This is a genomic window from Lentzea rhizosphaerae, from assembly GCF_042649515.1.
Classification (GTDB): domain Bacteria; phylum Actinomycetota; class Actinomycetes; order Mycobacteriales; family Pseudonocardiaceae; genus Lentzea; species Lentzea aerocolonigenes.
In genome coordinates this window covers 243256-262206 of the sequence record NZ_JBHRZI010000046.1, presented here as the reverse complement: position 1 = coordinate 262206, position 18951 = coordinate 243256, and the positions used below count along the sequence as shown (strand labels likewise).

At 68.1% G+C, this 18951-nt stretch carries 11 protein-coding genes; 10 read left to right on the top strand and 1 reads right to left on the bottom strand.

Annotation, left to right across the window (positions count from 1 at the left end; genetic code table 11):
* Positions 1-5 precede the first annotated feature (5 nt).
* From ACFOWZ_RS42995 to ACFOWZ_RS42965, 7 genes are all read left to right on the top strand, one after another.
* Complete coding sequence (locus ACFOWZ_RS42995) at positions 6-1769, top strand: copper resistance CopC/CopD family protein (RefSeq protein ID WP_382379745.1); 1764 nt, start codon at positions 6-8, stop codon at positions 1767-1769.
* A 43-nt stretch (positions 1770-1812) separates the two neighbouring features.
* Positions 1813-2652, top strand: coding sequence for a helix-turn-helix domain-containing protein (locus ACFOWZ_RS42990; RefSeq protein ID WP_382379744.1), 840 nt, complete (start codon positions 1813-1815; stop codon positions 2650-2652).
* Positions 2653-2808: 156 nt separating this feature from the next.
* Positions 2809-3795 carry a glycoside hydrolase family 5 protein gene (locus tag ACFOWZ_RS42985; RefSeq protein WP_382379743.1) on the top strand — a complete coding sequence of 329 codons (987 nt, stop codon included), beginning with the start codon at positions 2809-2811 and terminating at the stop codon, positions 3793-3795.
* A gap of 214 nt (positions 3796-4009) precedes the next feature.
* Positions 4010-4648 carry a DedA family protein gene (locus ACFOWZ_RS42980; RefSeq protein ID WP_382379742.1) on the top strand — a complete coding sequence of 213 codons (639 nt, stop codon included), beginning with the start codon at positions 4010-4012 and terminating at the stop codon, positions 4646-4648.
* A gap of 71 nt (positions 4649-4719) precedes the next feature.
* The gene (locus ACFOWZ_RS42975; protein WP_382379741.1) at positions 4720-5094 is read left to right on the top strand and encodes a cupin domain-containing protein; all 375 of its coding nucleotides are present in this window, start codon (positions 4720-4722) and stop codon (positions 5092-5094) included.
* Positions 5095-5283: 189 nt separating this feature from the next.
* Positions 5284-5712 carry a hypothetical protein gene (locus ACFOWZ_RS42970; protein WP_382379740.1) on the top strand — a complete coding sequence of 143 codons (429 nt, stop codon included), beginning with the start codon at positions 5284-5286 and terminating at the stop codon, positions 5710-5712.
* A gap of 264 nt (positions 5713-5976) precedes the next feature.
* Entirely contained in the window at positions 5977-7926 is a 1950-nt protein-coding gene (locus ACFOWZ_RS42965; protein ID WP_382379739.1) for a serine/threonine-protein kinase, read from the top strand.
* Positions 7927-8069: 143 nt separating this feature from the next.
* On the opposite strand, the gene ACFOWZ_RS42960 is transcribed toward ACFOWZ_RS42965, so the two are convergent.
* Positions 8070-8660 carry a hypothetical protein gene (locus tag ACFOWZ_RS42960; protein ID WP_382379738.1) on the bottom strand — a complete coding sequence of 197 codons (591 nt, stop codon included), beginning with the start codon at positions 8658-8660 and terminating at the stop codon, positions 8070-8072.
* A 64-nt stretch (positions 8661-8724) separates the two neighbouring features.
* Here ACFOWZ_RS42960 and ACFOWZ_RS42955 point away from each other — a divergent pair, with 64 nt between their 5' ends.
* The 3 genes from ACFOWZ_RS42955 to ACFOWZ_RS42945 all read left to right on the top strand — a co-directional run bounded on the left by ACFOWZ_RS42955 (position 8725) and on the right by ACFOWZ_RS42945 (position 18951).
* Positions 8725-9246: an RNA polymerase sigma factor gene (locus ACFOWZ_RS42955; RefSeq protein ID WP_382379737.1), complete on the top strand. Its 522-nt coding sequence runs from the start codon at positions 8725-8727 to the stop codon at positions 9244-9246.
* On the top strand, positions 9236-9895 hold the full coding sequence (locus tag ACFOWZ_RS42950) for a hypothetical protein (RefSeq protein WP_382379736.1): 660 nt from the start codon (positions 9236-9238) through the stop codon (positions 9893-9895). The genes ACFOWZ_RS42955 and ACFOWZ_RS42950 overlap by 11 nt, the downstream gene beginning before the upstream one ends.
* A gap of 344 nt (positions 9896-10239) precedes the next feature.
* Positions 10240-18951 carry a DNRLRE domain-containing protein gene (locus ACFOWZ_RS42945; RefSeq protein ID WP_382379735.1) on the top strand — a complete coding sequence of 2904 codons (8712 nt, stop codon included), beginning with the start codon at positions 10240-10242 and terminating at the stop codon, positions 18949-18951.

Genomic DNA, 18951 nt, shown 5'->3' with positions numbered 1-18951 from the left:
GAGCGGTGAACAACTTCGCGCGCGTGTGCATCGCGTTCGTCCTGGCGTTGCTGCCGGTGCTGGGAGTCCAGGGCGTTGCCGGTGCGCACGCCGTGGTCATCTCGACCAGTCCCGCTGGCTGGGCGGTGCTCGGCACCTCGCCCGCCGAGGTGTCGCTGACCTTCAGCGAGCCGGTGGAGCTCGGGCTGGCGACTGTGCGGATGCTCGGGCCGGCCGGGGACACGATCACCACCGCCGCCCCGGCGCACGCCGCGGGCAGGCCCGAAGTTCTCGTGGTCGCCGTGCCGAGGGCGTTGTCCGACGGGACCTACACGGTGAACTGGCAGGTCACCTCCGCGGACACCCATCCGGTGCACGGGGCCTTCGTGTTCAGCGTGGGCCAGCCGTCCACGTCGGCGGCGCTGCCGGCACCGGCCCAGACGCACACCTCGGCCGACCGGGCCGTGACGTTGTCGTACGGGCTGGCGCGGTGGTTGTCCTTCGCCGGGCTGGCGCTGCTGGCCGGAGCGGCGTTCTTCGTCGTGTGGTGCCAGACCGGGCCCGCAGTCGGCCGTCGGGTCCGCGTGCTGCTGGCGAGCGGGTGGTGGAGCCTGCTGGCCGCCACGGTGCTGGTGCTGCTGCTGTACGGGCCTTACGCCACGGGCCGGCCGCTCACCGCCGCGGCCGACCTGTCGCTGGTCGCGAACACGGCCGGCACGCGGCTGGGCCTCGCGGTGCTGTCCCGCCTGCTGCTGCTCGGGCTGGTGGGCGTCGTCCTCCTGAGGTTCCTGCGCCGCGCCGACGAGAGTGAAGCCACCGATCGCCAACGCCGACGCCGAGGCGCGGCGGTGCTGGGGACGACCTCCGTGCTCGCCCTCACCTGGAGTGCCGCCTCGCACAGCGGCGCCGGTGACCTGGCCTGGCTGGCCGTGGTGGCCGACGCGGCCCACCTCACCGCGATGGCCGTGTGGCTCGGTGGCCTCGTCGTGGTCGGTGTCGTAGTGAGGTCCGCCGACGCGTTGGCGATGCGCGTGGCGGTACCGCGCTTCTCCCAGGTGGCACTGGTGTCGGTCCTCGTGCTGGTCGCCACCGGTCTGTTCCAGTCGTGGCGGCTCGTGGGCACCCCGTCGGCTCTGATCGGCACGTCCTACGGGCGGGTGCTGCTGGGCAAGGTCGCGGTGGCGGCCGTGCTGCTCGCGCTGGGAGCGCTGGCCAGGCGCTGGGTCCAGCGCCACTACGGTTTCCCCGTCGTGTCGCCTTCCGACCGGCGCCGGGCGGCGCGCGGGCCCGGTGATCGTCAGGTGCGGCGCTTCGGGGCGGTCGTCGTCGCCGAGGCGGTCATCGCGGGCCTCGTGCTGGGGCTCACGGCGGTCCTGGTCGGCACCAGCTCCGCCGCGGCGGAGCTGGCAGAGCGGGAACAGGCGGCCGAGGTGGCGCAGCCCGTGCCCGGTGAGCCCGTCATCGCGGACTTCGACACCGGTGGCGCGGCCGGCCGCGGCAAGATCGCGGTCGTCGTCGCACCCGGTGCGTCCGGGGGCAACGAGGTGCACCTGGCGGTGCTGGACGAGCGGGGGCGCCAGAAGGACGTCGCAGAGGTGGGGGCGACGCTGAGCCATCCCGAACGGTCACCGGCGCCGTTGACCGTGCCGTTGCGTTACAGCGGTTTGCCGGGACATTACATCTCAGATGCGCTCTCCCTGCCCGTATCCGGGCGCTGGGACATGTCGTTGAAAATTCGCACATCAGATGTCGATGAAGCCAATGTGCATGTCTCCGTGGGCATTCCCTGAACCGCGCGAGCGGTGATGACCCGCATGAACGGATGGTGACGGCATGTACCCCCAGGACGCCCGCAAGGTATCCCCTGACGTGCTGGAAGCCCTGCGCCGGCGCGCCGTCGCCGCGGTCGAGTCGGGCCTTTCCCGCGCGGAGGTCGCGCGAATGCTCGGCGTGTCCCGGCAGACGATCAGCGTCTGGCACCGCGAATACCGCACGAGGGGCGAAGAAGCGCTGCGGAGCAGGCGGCGGGGCAGACAACGCGGTGAGCAGCTCGCCCTGTCGTACGCGCAGCAGCTGTGGACGATCAGGACCGTGACGACCTGCGGGCCGGACGAGGTCGGGCTGAGCTACTGGCTGTGGACGAACCAGGCGCTGGCGGAACTGGTCAACAACAGGTTCCGGATCGCTCTGTCGGTGACGACGGTGCGCAACTACCTCATCCGGTGGGGAGTGCTCCCCGACCCCGTCCTCGCCAACCGGCCTGGCGGAGGTCAGGCGGATCCGGGGTGCGCCGTGGCGGTGAGCGGGGAGACGCTGTGGATGCACAGCGCGCCTTTCCACTGGCTGACCGGTCCGCAACTGCACTCGGACGGCGCGTCCGCCTGCTCGGGGACGGACGGTCACGGGAGTGCCATGTTGTACGCGGTGTCCGCTCGCGGCACGGTGCTGTTCCTCTGCTCGCACGATCCTTTCGACGGTGTCCGGCTGACGGAGTTCTACGACAGACTCCTGCGCCAGCGCGGTCGCCGGCTCAACATCGTGCAGGGCTGGAGACCGACGCGCCGGGCCGACGTCCTCACCGCGTGGATCGAGCAGCGGGCCGGTGAGGTGTCGGTGCGGATCGCGGTCGAAGACGTGTCGTTTCCGGCGCCCAGGAGCGGAGATGCCCGGTGACGATCCCGCCGGGTGGCGTGGTTCGGATGGGCGGACGCGATTTGATCCGAAGTGGACCGTTCGGCGGAATGCCTTCAGCAGCAACGGTTCCCGGACCTGTTGCTGTTGATGTGAAGGCCTTGTCAAGGTCACCTGCGTGCGGTTGCATCTGCCGCTGTGACCACAAGGCTGAGTGTCGCGAGCGTGCTCGCGTTGATGGCGTCGATCCTGGTCGGCACGCAACCCGCCGAGGCCGCCACGGGCCTGAGGGTGAGCGGCACGAAGGTCGTCGAGGCGAACGGGAACGCCTTCGTCATGCGGGGTGTGAACCACCCGCACGTCTGGTTTCCCGAAAGGACCAGTTCGTTCGCGGACATCAAGTCCTTCGGCGCCAACACGGTTCGCGTGGTGCTGGGCACCGGCAAGCGGTGGGGGCCGAGCTCGGCGGCCGACGTCGCGAACGTCATCGCGTTGTGCAAGCAGAACCGGTTGATCTGCGTGCTGGAGGCCCACGACACCACCGGATGGGGTGATCAGCTCGGAGCGGCCACCCTGGACGACGCGGCGAGCTACTGGATCGGCCTCGCCGACGTGCTCAAGGGCCAGGAGAACTACGTCGTGGTCAACCTGGGCAACGAGCCGATCGGCACCAATCTGCTGGTGAGCTGGACGTGGACGGACGCGACCAAGAACGCGATCAAGAGGTTGCGCGCAGCCGGGTTGCAGCACCTGCTGATGGTGGACGCGCCCATGTGGGGCCAGGACTGGCTGAACATCATGCGCAACAACGCCGCCTCGGTGCTCAACGCCGACCCGCAGCACAACACGCTGTTCTCCGTCCACATGTACGGCGTCTACAACACGGCGGCGAAGGTCAACGCGTACTTCGACGCCTTCCACAAGGCAGGGCTGCCGTTGGTGGTGGGAGAGTTCGGGAACAAGCACAGCGACGGCGACCCGGACGAGGACACGATCATGGCGCAGTCGCAGGCCCGCGGCCTCGGCTACCTCGGCTGGTCGTGGAGCGGCAACGGTGGTGGCGTCGAGTACCTCGACCTGGTGCGCTCGTTCAACCCCGCCGACCTCACCCCGTGGGGTGAGCGCTTCCTCAACGGCCCCAACGGAGTGCGGCAGACCTCGAAGCAGGCCACCGTCTACGGCTGACGTCGACCCGCTGACCGGCTGGATCACCGGGCCACCCGGCTGTCGTACCGGGGCCGATCGGGGATGTCCCTTAGTCCTGAGGTCTGACACAGATCCGACCGAGGTCCGATGTGCGAGCTCTGTCCGTTGCGGTGAAATGGTTGGCAGGTGGGCGTTGTCGCGGTGACAACCCTCCTTCGCCGAAACCACTTCGTTGTCCTGCTGGGGAGAGTTCATGGCCTTGTTGACTGACGCTCTCGCAGGGCTCGCGAACCTGCCCCAGCCCGCCGTCCTGGCGGTGACGGGCGCGTTGACGTTGGCGGAGTGCACGCTCGGCGTCGGTTTCCTGGCGCCGGGCGAGAGCGCTCTCCTGCTGGCCTCGACGACGGTGACCACCGTGCCCAGGTTCCTGGCCATGTGGCTGGTGGTCACGCTGTGCGCCGTGGCGGGGGACAGCATCGGGTACTACCTCGGCCGCCGGTTCGGCGATCGGTTGCGCGACAGCAAGATCGTGCGCAAGGTCGGCCAGCAGCACTGGGACAAGGCGGGCGAGCTGCTGCGGCGGCGCGGGGCGTGGGCGGTGTTCGTCGCCAGGTTCATGCCCGTCGTGCGGACGCTGGTGCCGGCGTCGGCGGGTGCGTCGAAACTGGAGTACCGCCGGTTCCTGCCCGCCTCGATCGCGGGCGCGGTGTGCTGGTCGGCGCTGCACATCGGCATCGGCTCGGCCGCGGGCGCCTCCGCGAAGTACATCGAGTCCGTCTTCAACGGAGCGATGTGGGTCGTGCTGGGCGTCGGGGTGCTCGTAGGTGTGGTCGTCGTGCTGCGCAAGCGCAAGCAGGCCGCCCAGTCGAGGGAACTGGAGGAGGTCGCCTGACTCAGGCGGCTGTTGTCGGCCCGCACCGGTGCTGGAATGATCGGCGCCCCTCCTCCGAAAGGCCGCACCCAATGACCGGTTCGCCCGACAGAGTCACCGTCGTCTCAGGGGAAGACCTCGCCCAGATGAAGGCGTTCCCGCTGCACGGCGACGAACGGCTGCAGAACAAGCTCCTGTGGAAGTCCCCCAACGGCGACACGATCGTCGGCCTGATCCAGATGGCACCGGGCGCGCGGGACGTCGGCCACAACCACCCGTCGGCGACGCAGCACACGTGGGTCATCGACGGCAAGGTGAGCATCGGGGGCGTCGAGGCCGAGGCCGGTTCCTACGCGTTCGTGCCGCCGGGCGTCGACCACGAGACCGTCGCGGGCGACGAGCCGGTCACGATGTTCTACATCTACCAACCGTTCGCGCCGAAGCACGACCACGACCACCACCACTGACCCTCACCCATCCGTGGGGTGAAGTTCGGCCAGGAACGCGGCGACCGCAAATAGGTTTTCCGCATGAGATCAGTGGCCGCCGCGTTATTACTCCTGGCCGTCACCTCCGGCGGAGCAGCGGCGTCGGCCGCACCCCCAGCCGCGAGGTGCGCGGCCGCCCGCCCCGTCGTCTCCAGCACGGAGACAGCTGTGGAAGCACGCGTTCTCACCGGCTGCACGGCCGGTGAGCTCGTCGTCTTCCGCGCCGCCTTCACCGCCCGCGCCCACGGCACCTCCTGCACCGCGGTCGCCGCCGAGCTGGAAACGGACCCCGCGGACGTGCCGCAGTGGGTCCGCGCCCGCCTGGAACTGGTCTGCGCACCCGGTGAGAAGGGCCTGCTCGGCTCGCGCACCACCGTCGAGATGCACGACCAGGAAGACGCCCGCGTCGCCACCTACAGCTTCGGTGACTCGTTCATCGAGCAGAACCCGGCCGCGCGGCACCTGTGGACCGTCGAGTTCGTCGCGGGCCTCGGCGAGCTGCCGGTGCCCGTTGATCCGGCTGTGAGGTCGTCCAGCGGGTCGGTCGGGTGGGGCAGCTCGCGGGCGCAGGCCGACCACTCGGTCTACGACGGCTGACGCTCACCGCCTGTACCGAAAGTGCGGATCTCGCCGTCCTCGATCATTCGTTGATTCCACCGGGTGCCTTTTGCTGCCTTCGATAACGAATCGTGCAGCCGGGGCGACTCGGTCAACAGGGCCGTGCACAGCAGCGTTGTAGAGGCCAACAGGCCGAACGCGCGTGTGGACGGAGGTACAACGCAGTGATCAAGGAAAGGGTTGCTGTGGCGTCAACCGCAGACCAATCACGCACCGTAGGCTGACAAGGCGCCTAGGCTGGGGGTGATCGCGGAAGGGGTGGTGTGGGTCGTGGGGCTCGCGGAGTCCTTGCTCACGTGGCTGCACGGCTTCGTGGGCGCCAGTGTCTGCCCCGGTGACTGGGTGTGGACCACCACAGCGCTCGGCGCGGTGCTCGGGTTGTTCCCCACGATCGGGGCGCTGCTGTCCATCGTGGTGCGCCGGATCGTCGGCAACTCCTACGGTGCGGTGACGGGTGCCGTCTTCGCCGTGCTCGGCGTCGCCAGCTGTCTGGTGCTGCCCTGGCTCATCATGCGCGGGACGGTGCAGGGGCTCGCCCGGCGGACCATCGACGGGTCCGGCTCGTTGGACGAGGCCACCTGCTTCGGGACGTTCTCGCAGGGCAACTACCTCGTCGACGGCACTCCGTCGATCCTCGGCGTGTTCCAGCGGCCGCTGGCTGAGCCCGTGTTCCTGGTCGCGGCCTGCATCACCGTCGTGCTGGCGCTGTTGTGCCTGCTCTTCGTCATGTTGCAGGCCGGTTCGGCGTTCCGGCTCGGGCCGAACTGGCCGCGGCGCGTGTTCTGGCCGCCGTTCCTGGTGCTGCTCGCAGCCACGTCGGCACTCCCCGTGACCCTTGTGGGCCATGTGCTGCTGGGCTTTCTGCCAATTGCGGTAATCGGCTCAATCGTTGTGCGGATTTTCGGGTTGACTACCGCCATGCTGAACCGCCCCGGCCGCGACCGGTCACAGGACCGGAACTCGCAGAACCCGCCGCCACCGCAGCCGGTGGCGCGCACGCCGCAGCCCCAGGTCCCCCAGGGCCCGCAGAAGAAGGCGCCGACCAAGCCCATCAACGCGGCTGGGCAGCAGCCGCCGCCCTACCAGCCGGCTCAGGTGCCGAAGTACCAGCCCGCGCCGATGAACCGGCCGATGCGGCCCGTCAACCAGCCGCCGCCGCAGTACCCGCCCACGCGCGTCGCCGAGGTGCAGCAGCCCAGACCGCCGCAGCCCTCACAGCCCTCACAGCCCGCGGTGCTCGCGGACACGCCAGGGCCGCTGCCGTTCGGGCCGGGTGCCGCGAACGCCGACGCGCCGTCGCCCGTGCAGAAGTCCGGCAAGGTCTGGAACCCCGGCAACGGCAGGTTCCGCCGCGTCCGGCAGCTCGGCTCCGGTGGTTTCGGCACGGTGTGGCTGGCCGTCGACGAGCAGCTCGACCGCACGGTGGCGGTGAAGCTCGCGCACGCCCCGGACAACGAGACCGAGGCGCGCATGCTCCGCGAGGCCCGCGCGCTGGCCGCGGTCCGGCACCCCAACTGCGTGCGGGTCTTCGACATCGTGCAGGACCCGGACGGCCTGGCGCTGGTCATGGAGTACATCGAGGGCGCATCGTTGTCCGAGACGGTGCTGCGCAACGGCCTGATCGACGACAAGCTCGCCGCCCGGCTGTGGCTGAACATGGCCGACGCGCTGGCCGCCGCCCACGACCGGGGTGTCCTGCACCGCGACGTGAAGCCGTCCAACGTCATCGTCGACAACCAGGGCACCGCGCACCTGATCGACTTCGGCATCGCCCGCTCCAAGGGCGACAGCACCCTCACCGCCACCGGCATGATGGTCGGCACGCCGGACTTCCTCGCCCCGGAGACGGCTCGCGGCGAGACGGCCTCTCCGGCGTCGGACTCCTGGCAGCTGGCCGCGACGGTCTCCTACGCGCTGACCGGCCACCCGCCGCGCGGCTCCCGCGAGAACCCGATCTCCTCGCTGATGGCCGCCGCCCAGGGCGAACCGATCACCAAGCTGCCGCAGAACAGCGCACACGCCAGGCTCCTGCTCGCCGCGATGGACCCCGAACCGGGCCGCCGTCCGACGCTGGGTCAGGTGCGCGGCCAGCTCGCGCAGTTCCTCGACCAGGCAGGGATGAGCAAGGAAGGCCCGGTCACGAAGATCATCAGCAAGCCGACGCCGCCGCCCACGAAGCACATGCCGATGTAGGCGATCCGGGTGAACGTCCGATTGGACCGTAACGGTGGTTGACCGTTCGACGACCTAGGCGTTGGTTCACCCGGAAAGCTTCGGCATCGGAGGCGATGCCCTGCGAAGGGTGGTGAGGCGGTTTCCGCCGATCGCCTCACCACTCACCTCCGTGCGAACGGCCGCAACCGCTTGCGCAGCACCAGGAACAGCCCCGCCGCACCGACGACGACCAGCCCGACGAGCCACACCGGCGCCGGCTCCGGCTGCTTCTCCGGGACGACCGCGGCCGCCGGTGCCACAGCCGGCTTCTTCAGCGGTGGCGCGATCTCCTGCCACGGGGACTCCCCGCTCGGCTCCGGCGCGATCATGTCCGGGTTCGGCGGCTCGACCAGGAACGTCCCGGGCACGGTCAGCGTGCCGAGCGAGTGGTCCTGGAACACCCCCTGCACGCCGAACACCTCGTACGAGCCCTTGGGCAGGGTGAACGTCACTGCGTAGTGGCCCGGCTGGCCGAGCGGCACGCCGGTGAACACCCGCTCGTCCGTCCCGGACCTGAAGCGCAGCCCGGTTTTGCCGAGGTCGTCACCGAAGTACGGATGGCTGCCGTGTTGCAGCACCCAGTACCCGACGGTGTGGGTGACCGACGGCTCGATCGACGGCACCGGGTCCAGGTACGTGACCGCCCAGCCACCCGCGTGCGCGGACGGCGTGCTGATCAGCAGGAATGCGCATACCAACGCGAGAATCCTCATGGAGCGGTTACACCGGGAACCAACCCGGGGTTCCCGGTGTAGGAAGGGCATCACGGACGAAGCGGTGGCACGGGCGATCGCAGGTGACCAGGCGGCCTACGGCGAGCTGGTCACCCGGTACACCGCGCTCGCGCACCGGACGGCGTACCTGCTCGGGGCGGGTGCGGACGCCGGCGACGTGGTGCAGGAGGCGTTCGTGAAGGCGTACCGCAAGCTCGACACCTTCAGGCAGGACGCCGACTTCAAGCCGTGGCTGCTCAAGATCGTCGCCAACGAGACCAAGAACCTGCACCGCGGCAGACGGCGCCGCAACCTGATGGAGCTCAGGATCGGGGCGATGACCCAGACCGTCGACCACGACGATCCGGGCACGCTGGTCGACGACTCCCGCGCCAAGCTGTTGAAAGCCGTCCAGAGCCTGCCGGAGCACGACCGCCAGATCGTCACGTGCCGGTACCTGCTGGACCTGAGCGAGGCCGAGACCGCGGACACCCTGGGCCTGGCCAAGGGAACCGTGAAGTCGCGGCTGTCCCGCGCGCTTGCCAAGCTGCGCCCGATGCTCGAGGAGGTGGCCCGTGATCGATGACGACCTGGGCGCCGCCCTCCGCGACCTCGGCAGGCAGATCCACGTGCCGGAGCCGCCCGATCTCACCGCGAGCGTGCTCACGCGGATCAACGCCCCGCGCAAGCGAAACCGCTGGCTCACAGCGCTGATCGCGGCCGTCACGGCGTTCGCGGTCGCCTTCGCCGTGTCACCGGCGGTGCGGGCGGGCGTGCAGAACCTCCTGGAGTTCGCCGGCGTCGAGTTCCGCACCGAGGCACCGCACAGCGTCGCGCCGCCGTTGCCCAGCCAGGAGGTCTCGCTCGCCCAGGCCCGCGAGCAGATGCCGTTCGAGATCCACCTGCCGGCCCAGCTCGGCACCCCGGACAAGATCACTGTCCACGAAGGACGGTTCGTCTCGCTGCACTACGGCGGCCTGAGGCTCGACCAGTTCGACGGCACCATCTCCTCGACGATCGGCAAGCTCGTCCACCAGGAGGGCGTCGAGCAGATCGGCGACAAGGTCTGGATCCCGTACCCGCACGTGTTCTTCTACATCGACCGCAACGGTGTGTGGCGCGACGAGGCACCGCAAGGCGCCGGGCAAACTCTGCTGTGGCAACGAGGTCAGGTCACCAACAGGCTCGAAGGCGACCTGACCCGCGAACGTGCGCTGGAGATCAGCGAGAGCTGACTGGAGTTCCCGACTTCGTCGGCATCCGTCGAACCGCGGTACAGAGGAAGTTCCTGTCCACGTTTGACAATGTTGTCCCTCCTGAGTTGGGCGTCCGCTCTAGCTGGACTCACCAGGTCGGGGCCGGTTGGGGCGCCTCGCCGATGAGCTGATCCCGCCGTGGCTTGCTGGGCCCGGCGCGTGGGTCTGTACTGCAACCTGCTGAAAATGTGTGCGGAGTGTGACCGAGCGCTGACAGAATCGCCCGGCAACCAGGTCTGGGGAGGATCTGGGCGATTCGTTGGGGGATCCGCGTGAGACGCGTGCCGGTATCTCGTGCTGCTCGAAGGCAGCTCTGCCTGCTGATGGTTCTGATCGTCGCGCTGCCGATCGTCTCCGGATCCCAGGCGCCGCTTCAGCTGCTGGGGGCGTTGCCGCAGGGTGCCTCCACGGCGGCTCCGGAGCAGCGGACGGGCAAGGCCGACAGTTCCACGCACGAGGCACCGGCCGACTCGACGCGCGCCCGGCGTGACCTGCCCAGGCACGACCAGCCACGTCCTGGCAACGCCGTGCCGGACCAGGCCGCGCCGCTGCCCGAGGTGCAGAAGTACACCCACGAGCAGCAGAAGGCCGCGCCGAAGGTCGGCAGGCCTGAGGTCCCGGCGATCGACCCGAAGGCCGTCGAACGGCCCGGTGACCGCACTGCGACGACGCAGACGTTCGACAACCCCGACGGCAGTCGCACGTTGCGCCTGCACACCGGCCAGGTCAACGTCCAGCAGCCCGACGGTTCCTGGAAGCCGGTCGACACGGCGCTGACTCGCGGTGACCGCGTCCGGCCCAAGGTTTTCCCGCTCGACCTGAGCTTCGCTGCGACCGGCGCTGACCCCGCGCTGGTCACGGTTGCGTTCGACGGTGACCACCAGCTGTCCTACGGGCTGCGTGACGCGGCTGATGTGCGTGGTGACGTGCAGGGTTCCCAGATCACCTATCGCGGTGTGCGGCCGGGCACCGACGTCCGGCTGACCGCCGTGAGCGGAGGTGTGAAGGAGGACGTCGTCCTCGCGTCGGCGAGCGCGCCCGCCTCGCACCTGTTCACGTTGAAGCTCAAGCGCCTTCAGCCGCGGCTCGGCGCGGACGGCGCCGTCGAGCTGGTCGACGGGGGCAAGGTCATCGCCTCGATCCCGGCCGGTTTCATGGACGACGCCGCGGGTACGCGGTCGACCGGTGTGCGCTACGGGCTGGAGAAGTCCGGTGATGACACGTGGACGTTGCGCGTCGACCTGGACGAGGCCTGGCTGCGCGATCCCGCTCGCGTCTTCCCGGTCGTGATGGACCCGACCATCGGGCAGTTCAACCTGTCCGCCGACGACACCTACGTGCGGTCCAACGGCGGGGACCAGTCCGGCGCGCCGGAGCTGGAAGTCGGTTACGTGGAGGGCAATCCGTTGTCCCGCACGTACCTCCGGTTCGGCGATCTCGGCGTGTTGCGAAACCAGTACGTCGTTGCCGCGTCGCTCGCGATGGCCAACATCTACTCGTCGTCGTGTGCGGCCACCGGCGTGACGGTCTTCGAGGTCACGCAACCGTGGGGCAGCTCGATGCGGTGGCCGGGTGCGGCGGTCGGCCAGGCGCTGTCCACCCGCTCCTTCGCTCACGGTGCTCCCGGCACGGCGTGTGCCGCGCCCGCTTGGGAGCCGTTCCCTCTCGACCCCGACCTGATGACGCGGTGGACCCACGGTGGCGCGTTGAACCACGGCCTGTCCGTCCGCGCCACGGACGAGACTGTCCGCTCCGGCAAGCGGTTCGCGTCGGCGAACACCCCGAGCAACAAGCCCTACCTCGAGGTCCGCTACTCGCCGGAGGGGGCCGCGTTCGACGTCACCCAGGTCACGCTGCCGACCAACACCCGTGCGGGTCAGATGACGGCGGCCGTGACCAACCAGGGTGCGGGTACCTGGACGCCGTCGAACGGGGTCAGGTTCGGCTACATCGTCAAGCAGGGTGACAGGTTCGTCCGCACCTCGACGTTCGCCCCCTCCGGTTCCGTCGGCCCGATGGCGTCCACGACGTTCGACGTGCCGATCGACCCGCTCGAGCCCGGTGACTACCAGCTCTACCTGAGCATGTTCACGCCACAGGGCCAGGACTACTTCGTCGCGCACGGTGTTCCGTACGGCCGGATCGACCTCAAGGTCAACAACGTTCCGCCGACGTCTGACTACCAGCAGCCTGGCAGCGGTGCCGTGGTCGAGACGCTCCGACCCACGCTCTACGCCGAGGGCGTTGACGACGACAACTGGCCCAACCGCGGCCTGACGTACATGTTCCGGATCTGCACCAACCCGGAGCTGACCGAGAACTGCGAAGATTCGCCCTGGACCGCGCAGTCCTGGGCACCATCAGGTCTGCGCTGGGCCAAGACCTACTACTGGGGCGTCAAGACCAACGACACCGTCGACTCCACCCCGAACTGGGTCGGGCCGCTCGTGCTGTCGACACGCGTGCCGCAGCCCCAGATCACCTCGCACCTCGCGGGCAACCCCGACGGTCAGCACGGTCGCGGCCTGGATCCCAACATCGGCAACTACTCCACCGTCGTCACCGACGCGTCCGTCGGCACGGCCGGCCCCGACCTGACGATCACGCGCACCTACAACAGCCTGGACCCGCGGCGCGACACCGCGTTCGGCATCGGCTGGGCGTCCAGGCTCGACATGCGGATCACGAAGGACGACGACCGGTCCGGCAACGTGGTCGTCACCTATCCGACCGGCAGGCAGGTCCGCTTCGGCCAGAACCCCGACGGCACCTTCGGGTCGCCGCTCGGTGACAGCACCGACCTCGTGTACGCCGCGTCGACCGGGGTCTACACCTTGCGCGACAACTCCGGCGGCAAGTGGGAGTTCGACGCGCTCGGCCGACTCGTGACGATCACCGACTCGTACGGCCTCACCGAGCAGCTGACGTACGAAGGCGATCACGTCCGTGAGATCACCAACGGCACGAGTGGGCGCAAACTCCTGCTCACCTGGGAAGGTGTTCGCGTCGCGACCGTGTCGACCGAAGCCCCCGAACCGGGCGCCCAGCCGTTGGTGTGGACCTACACCTACACCGGCGAAAACCTCACCCGAGCCTGTGTTCCTGGATCCGCGACGAACTGCACCGACTACAGCTACGCCAACGGGTCGCACTACCTCAGTACGGTGCTCGACGATCGTCCGAGCGCGTATTGGCGGCTCGGTGAGTCCACAGGTGACTCGTTCGTCAACGTCGTGGCACGTCAGCCAGGTGAGAACGCGGCGACTCCACGCAGTGTGGTGCTCGGCGGCGCGGGTGCGCTCGCAGGAACGTCCGACAAGGCCGCGGTCTTCGACGGCAACAGCAGCTTCGCGACGCTGCCCGACGACCTGACCAAGGGCACGATGTCGCTGGCCGTGGAGCTGTGGTTCAAGACCACGTCGCACGGCACGTTGATCAGCTACGCCGACCAGCCGTTCCCCACCGGCACGCCGACACGGTCGACCCCTGCGTTGTACGTCGGCACGGACGGGTTGCTGTACAGCGGTTTGTCGTTGCGCGCCAATGGTGGACCACGGCAGATCGTGAGCACCACGACGGTCGCGAACGGCCAGTGGCACCACGCCGTGCTTTCGGCTGCGATCGACACCCAGACGCTCTACCTGGACGGCAACAAGGTCGGCGAGTTGGCGGGGTTCGTTGACGCACGGCAGCAGGGCAAGCTCAGCCTCGGTGCCGGCGTTGCGAAGGACTGGCCGGCCACCAACGGTGGAAACTTCCACTTCAACGGGTCCATCGACGAGGTCGCGATCTACCAGCACCCGCTGGGGTCGCTCGCCGCGCGTCAGCACCATGAGGCTCGCAAGGCCATCGATCAGCTGACGACGATCACCCTGCCGCAGGACGACCGGCAGTTCGCCAAGCTGACCTACGACGACCTGAACGACAGGGTGAAAACCCTTGTCGACCACGAAGGTCGCACCTGGTCAACGGACACGCCGAAGATCGAGGGTGCCAAGCGGACCGCCGTGCTGCGCGGCCCGAGCAACCACGGTGAGTGGACGCACGAGTTCGACAACGACAACGGCGGCAGGCAGACCTCAGTCAGCCACGACGGTGCGAAGCGCTCCTTTTACTACAACACCGAGGGTTTCCGATCGGCCACTGTGGACGAAGTGGACCGTCGGATCGAGGAGACGACCGACAACCGTGGCAACGTCCTGAGCCGCAAGACCTGTCGCGTCAAGAACTCCTGCAACACCTCGTACTTCTCGTACATCCAGTCCACGAACCCGCTTGACCCGCGCAGAGACAAGATGGCGTCGTCGTCTGACGCACGATCCGCCAACGAAGACGACAGTCGGTACCGCACCAGGTTCGAGTACGACATCGCCGGTCGTCTCACCACGACCACGTACCCGGTTCCCGACGGTCAGGCCGTGGCGCCGCGTGAGGTCAACACGTACTCGACCGGCAACGAGGACTCGGTCTACGGAGGCAAGGTCCCAGCCGGGCTGTTGATCAAGACCACCGGGCGTCGTGACCAGGAGACCCTGCGGTCCTACCGCGCCAACGGTGATCTCGGCGAGGTCAGGGATCCGGTCGGCCTCCGCGTCCAGTACTCGTACGACGCCATCGGCAGGCGCAAGTCCATCACCACGGCGAACGCCGGCGGCGCGGTGTTCGGTTCGGTGGCACTCGAGTACACACCGCGATCGCAGCTCGCGAAGGTGACCGAGTCGGCCGTGAAGAACGAGGTCACTGCGGTGTCCCACCGCAAGGTCACCTCCTACACCTACGACGACAACGGCAACATGCTCACGACGACCTCGTCCGACGGACTCGGCGTGGATGCGACGCGCACCACAGTGATGACCTATGACGCACACGACCGGTTGGCCACCACCAGGTTCCCCGACGGTGGGCTGGAATCCCGTTCCTACCGGAACGAATCCCTCGTTCAGATCGTCACCGACGTCAACGGCACGGTGTGGAACTCGGTGTTCGACGAGAACGGCCTGTTGCTGTCCCGCGGTGCGACCGGTGCGAACGTCGACCCCGAGGACCCATCCGCCACCGGTTTGCTGGTGGAGTCGCACATCTATGACGTATCAGGTGTGCTTCGCGCGTCCGACGACGCGATCGGCAGGCGCACCGAGTTCACCTACTACGACGACGGTCTGCTCGCCACGAAGGTGCGCAAGAACTACGTCCGGCCGGACGGTGGCGTCCAGGACGTCACGCTGGAGGACCGGACGTACGACCCCGCGGGGAACCTCACGCAGGTCGTCACGCCAGGTGGTCGCAAGACCGTGGAGACCTACGACGCAGCCAACTACCTGACCAGCAGCACGTTCGACCCCGATGGCCTGAAGCGTGCCACCACCTATTTCCGCGACTTGGACGGCAATCCCGTCCGAATCGAGATGAGAGGTGCGGCGGACCCGAACCGGGTCGAGACCAAGGCATTCGAATACGACGGTGCCAACCGCGTGATCCGGGAGAACGCTTCCCTCAACGCGACGACCGCATTTTCCACCAGGTACGACAGAGACGAGCGCGGCCTGGTCGAGTCGTTCACGGATCGCCGGCAACTGACGACCACCTACCGCTACGACGCGATCGGCAGGGTGGTCAGCACCACCAAACCTCCGACAGAGGTCTGGGTCGCCGGCGCCATGACCACCGGATTCGCCGCGACGGAGACGTTGGGCTACAACGCGTTCGGCGAGTTGACGCACTCCAGGGACGCGAGTGGCGCTGTCACGACGACCGAGCGTGATTCGATGGGACGGGCGACTGTAGTGGCAGCGCCCGACTACACCCCGCCTGGCGGCACGGTCATCAAGTCGACCGTCCGCACCGAGCACGACCACGGTGGCCGGGCGAGGAAGGTCACCGATCCGCTCAACCGCGTCACGACTTACGACTACGACCCGTACGGTCGTGTCATCACGACCACGCTGCCTCAGGTCGGGAACACGCCGAGCGTGATCCGCAAGGCCTACAACAGGGTCGGTGAACTGGTCGGGACGACAGATCCGTCTGGCGCCCAGGTTCTGCACACCTACGACGAGCTGGGCAGGCAGCTCACCGTCACGGAGACCGACCGGTCGTCCGGTACGAAGCTCTTCTACGCCACCAGGACCGCGTTCGACCTGGCGGGTAATGCCGTGGCGATCACGAACCCGATGAATGCCACCGAGACTCGCACGTTCGACCTCTCGGGTGCCGAGCTCACCAGAACCGACCCGACCAACCGACGTCTGAGCTACACGTACGACAACGCCGGTCGCGTGGCCACCTCCACGGACCCGGCCGGTGTTGTCACGGCGCTCACCTACGACCTGCTCGGCCGCAACACCCGCAGTGCCCAACTGGTGGGTGGTGTGGAGAAGCGCGCCACGACGTTCGGGTACGACCCGGCCGGCAACCGGGTGTCGGAAGTGAGCCCGGAGGGCCGGCCGAGAACATACGTCTTTGACGGGATCGGCCGAATCGTGCGGCAGGTCGAGAAGGTCGACAGCTCGAAGTCGATCACTACTTCGTTCGGTTACGACAAGGCGGGCAACCGCAGTCGTCTCGTCGACGGCAGGGGCAAGGCGACCGATTACGCCTTCAACTCCCTGCGTCTGATCGAGTCGGTGGTCGAGCCCGCCACGGCGGCGAACCAGAGCCTGGCGGACCGCACCTGGACGTCGTCCTACAACGCGGCGGGCGAGCTGGTGAAGCTGGTCAAGCCCGGCGGTGTCACCGTGACCCGCGAGTACGACGCGCAGGGCAGGGTCAGCGTCGAGCGCGGCACGGGAGCCGAGGCGGCCAGCGACGACCGCACGTTCTCCTACGACCTCGCCGGACGCGTGATCGGCGTCGGATCGGCGCGCGGTGACAGCGGCTTCGGCTACGACGACCGCGGTCAACTGCTCCGGTCGTACGGCGCGGGCGGTACGGCGACGTACACCTACAACGGCGACCGCACGCTGGCGACGCGTGACGACGCCACCGGCAAGGCCACGTTCGGCTACGACAAGACCGGCAGGCTCACCAGCGTCGCCGATCCGCTGTCCGGGCGCACGGTGGACTACGGCTATGACCGCGCCGGACGGCTGTCGCTCATCTCCGACCGGTCGGTGAGCGGGTGGGCGAACCGCCAGCTGAGCTACGACGAGCTCGGCAGGCTCGCATCCGACCAGTTGCGCCAGATCATCGACAGCGGGCTGCCACCATCGATCCTGTTGGGTACCGACTACACCTACGATCTCGACGACAAGGTAAGGGCGAAGAAGTCCACCACCAACACCAGCGTCTCCACGAACTCGTACGAGTACGACGGCGTGGGCCGGCTGACGTCGTGGACGGACAACGCCGGCACGAAGACCGACTACCGGTGGGACGACTCCGGCAACCGAGTCGGTGTCGGCGCCACGACCTACACCTACGACGAACGCAACCGTCTGACGTCGGGCGGCGGTGCCACGTACACCTACACCGCCCGCGGCACCGTCTCGTCGGTGGTGGAGAACGGTCAGACGAAGAACTCGGCGTTCGACGCGTTCGACCGCATGGTCACCAGCGGTGCGGTGCAGTACTCCTACGACGGCCTCGACCGGGTGATCACCCGCAACGGCAAGGCCTTCCAGTACGCGGGTCTGTCCAACGAGGCCGTTTCGGACGGCACCAGGCTGATCAGCCGGTCACCGTCGGGCAAGCCGATCTCCGACAAGGCCGTCGGCAGCACGGCGAAGGGCAAGATGCTCTTCGCCGACCAGCGCGGCGACGTGGTGGGCCGCTACCTCGGGGCGGCCGTCGACGGGCTGAAGACCTTCGACCCGTTCGGCAAGCTCACCGGGTCGTCCGGCGACGTCTCACCGCTGGGCTACCAGGGCGACTGGACCGACGGCGACACCGGCACGGTGAACATGACCGCCCGCTGGTACTCGCCGACCTCGGGCCAGTTCGCGAGCCGCGACGACTGGACGCTGAACCCGGTGCCGTCGGTCGCGGCCAACCGCTACACCTACGGCAACGCCGACCCGGTCAACGGCGCCGACCCGAGCGGCCACTGCTTCTGGGACGCGTGCATCGTCGAGGGCTGGGCGATCGGCACGGCCGTCGTCGGCCTGGCCGCTCTCACTGCCGGTCTGTTCATTGTCGAGGACGCGACGACGCGTGACTGGGACTTCGACACGACAACGGACACGGTCGCGGTACCCGACGTCGCCCGGCTGCCGAATCCGTGCAGCGGCCGGTGCAAGCAGGAGCGGCCCGAGCCCTGGAAACCGCGCGGTGACCAGCCCAAGCCTCCCTCAGGGTGCACGTCCTGTCCGCCGCCACTTCCACCAGCACCGCCGCCGCCTCCGCCGTGGCTCGTCAACGCGCTGAAGGCTCTGCCGAAGCTGGCCGAGGGTGCGATCACCACTCTCGAACGTGTCAACACGATCAAAAAGCTATTGCGCGGCCGAGACTTGATCGACAATGGTCAACGGATCGTCGACGAGGTCACTTTCGTGACCAAGGACGGTTACCAACACGAAGTCAACTCGCCGCGTCCAACGAACAGTGACACTGCTTCGGAAGACCGCAACCGCTGTCTTACCAGTAGTATGCCAACGACCATTTGGTACGCGCCCTTGGAATCCGTCGACACCGGGCAGAAGCGCGCTCAAGGTGCGGCGGCCTGCTTCAAGGACGGATATCGTGGCAAGGATCGCAATCCGCTGGAAGATCCGGACGGCTATTCGTGCGATAACACACTCGCGAACGCGCGTGGGCACCTGATCGCCAACTGTCTCGGCGGTGCAGACATCCTTGAGAACCTTGTGCCACTGAACCAGAACGCCACGAACAACTCGATGATGTACCACCGCGTCGAAGCTAGAGTGGCTGAGCGACTCAAGGCTGGTGAGTCCATCTACTACCAGGTCATACCCGTCTACAGCGGACAAAGTGTCGTGCCCGACACCGTGCAAATTTTTGCGAGGGGCGACATGGGCTTCAAGTGTGTTGTCGACATTCCGAATGTGACCGCCAGGCCAGCGACCTTCAAGGGGTGTTAG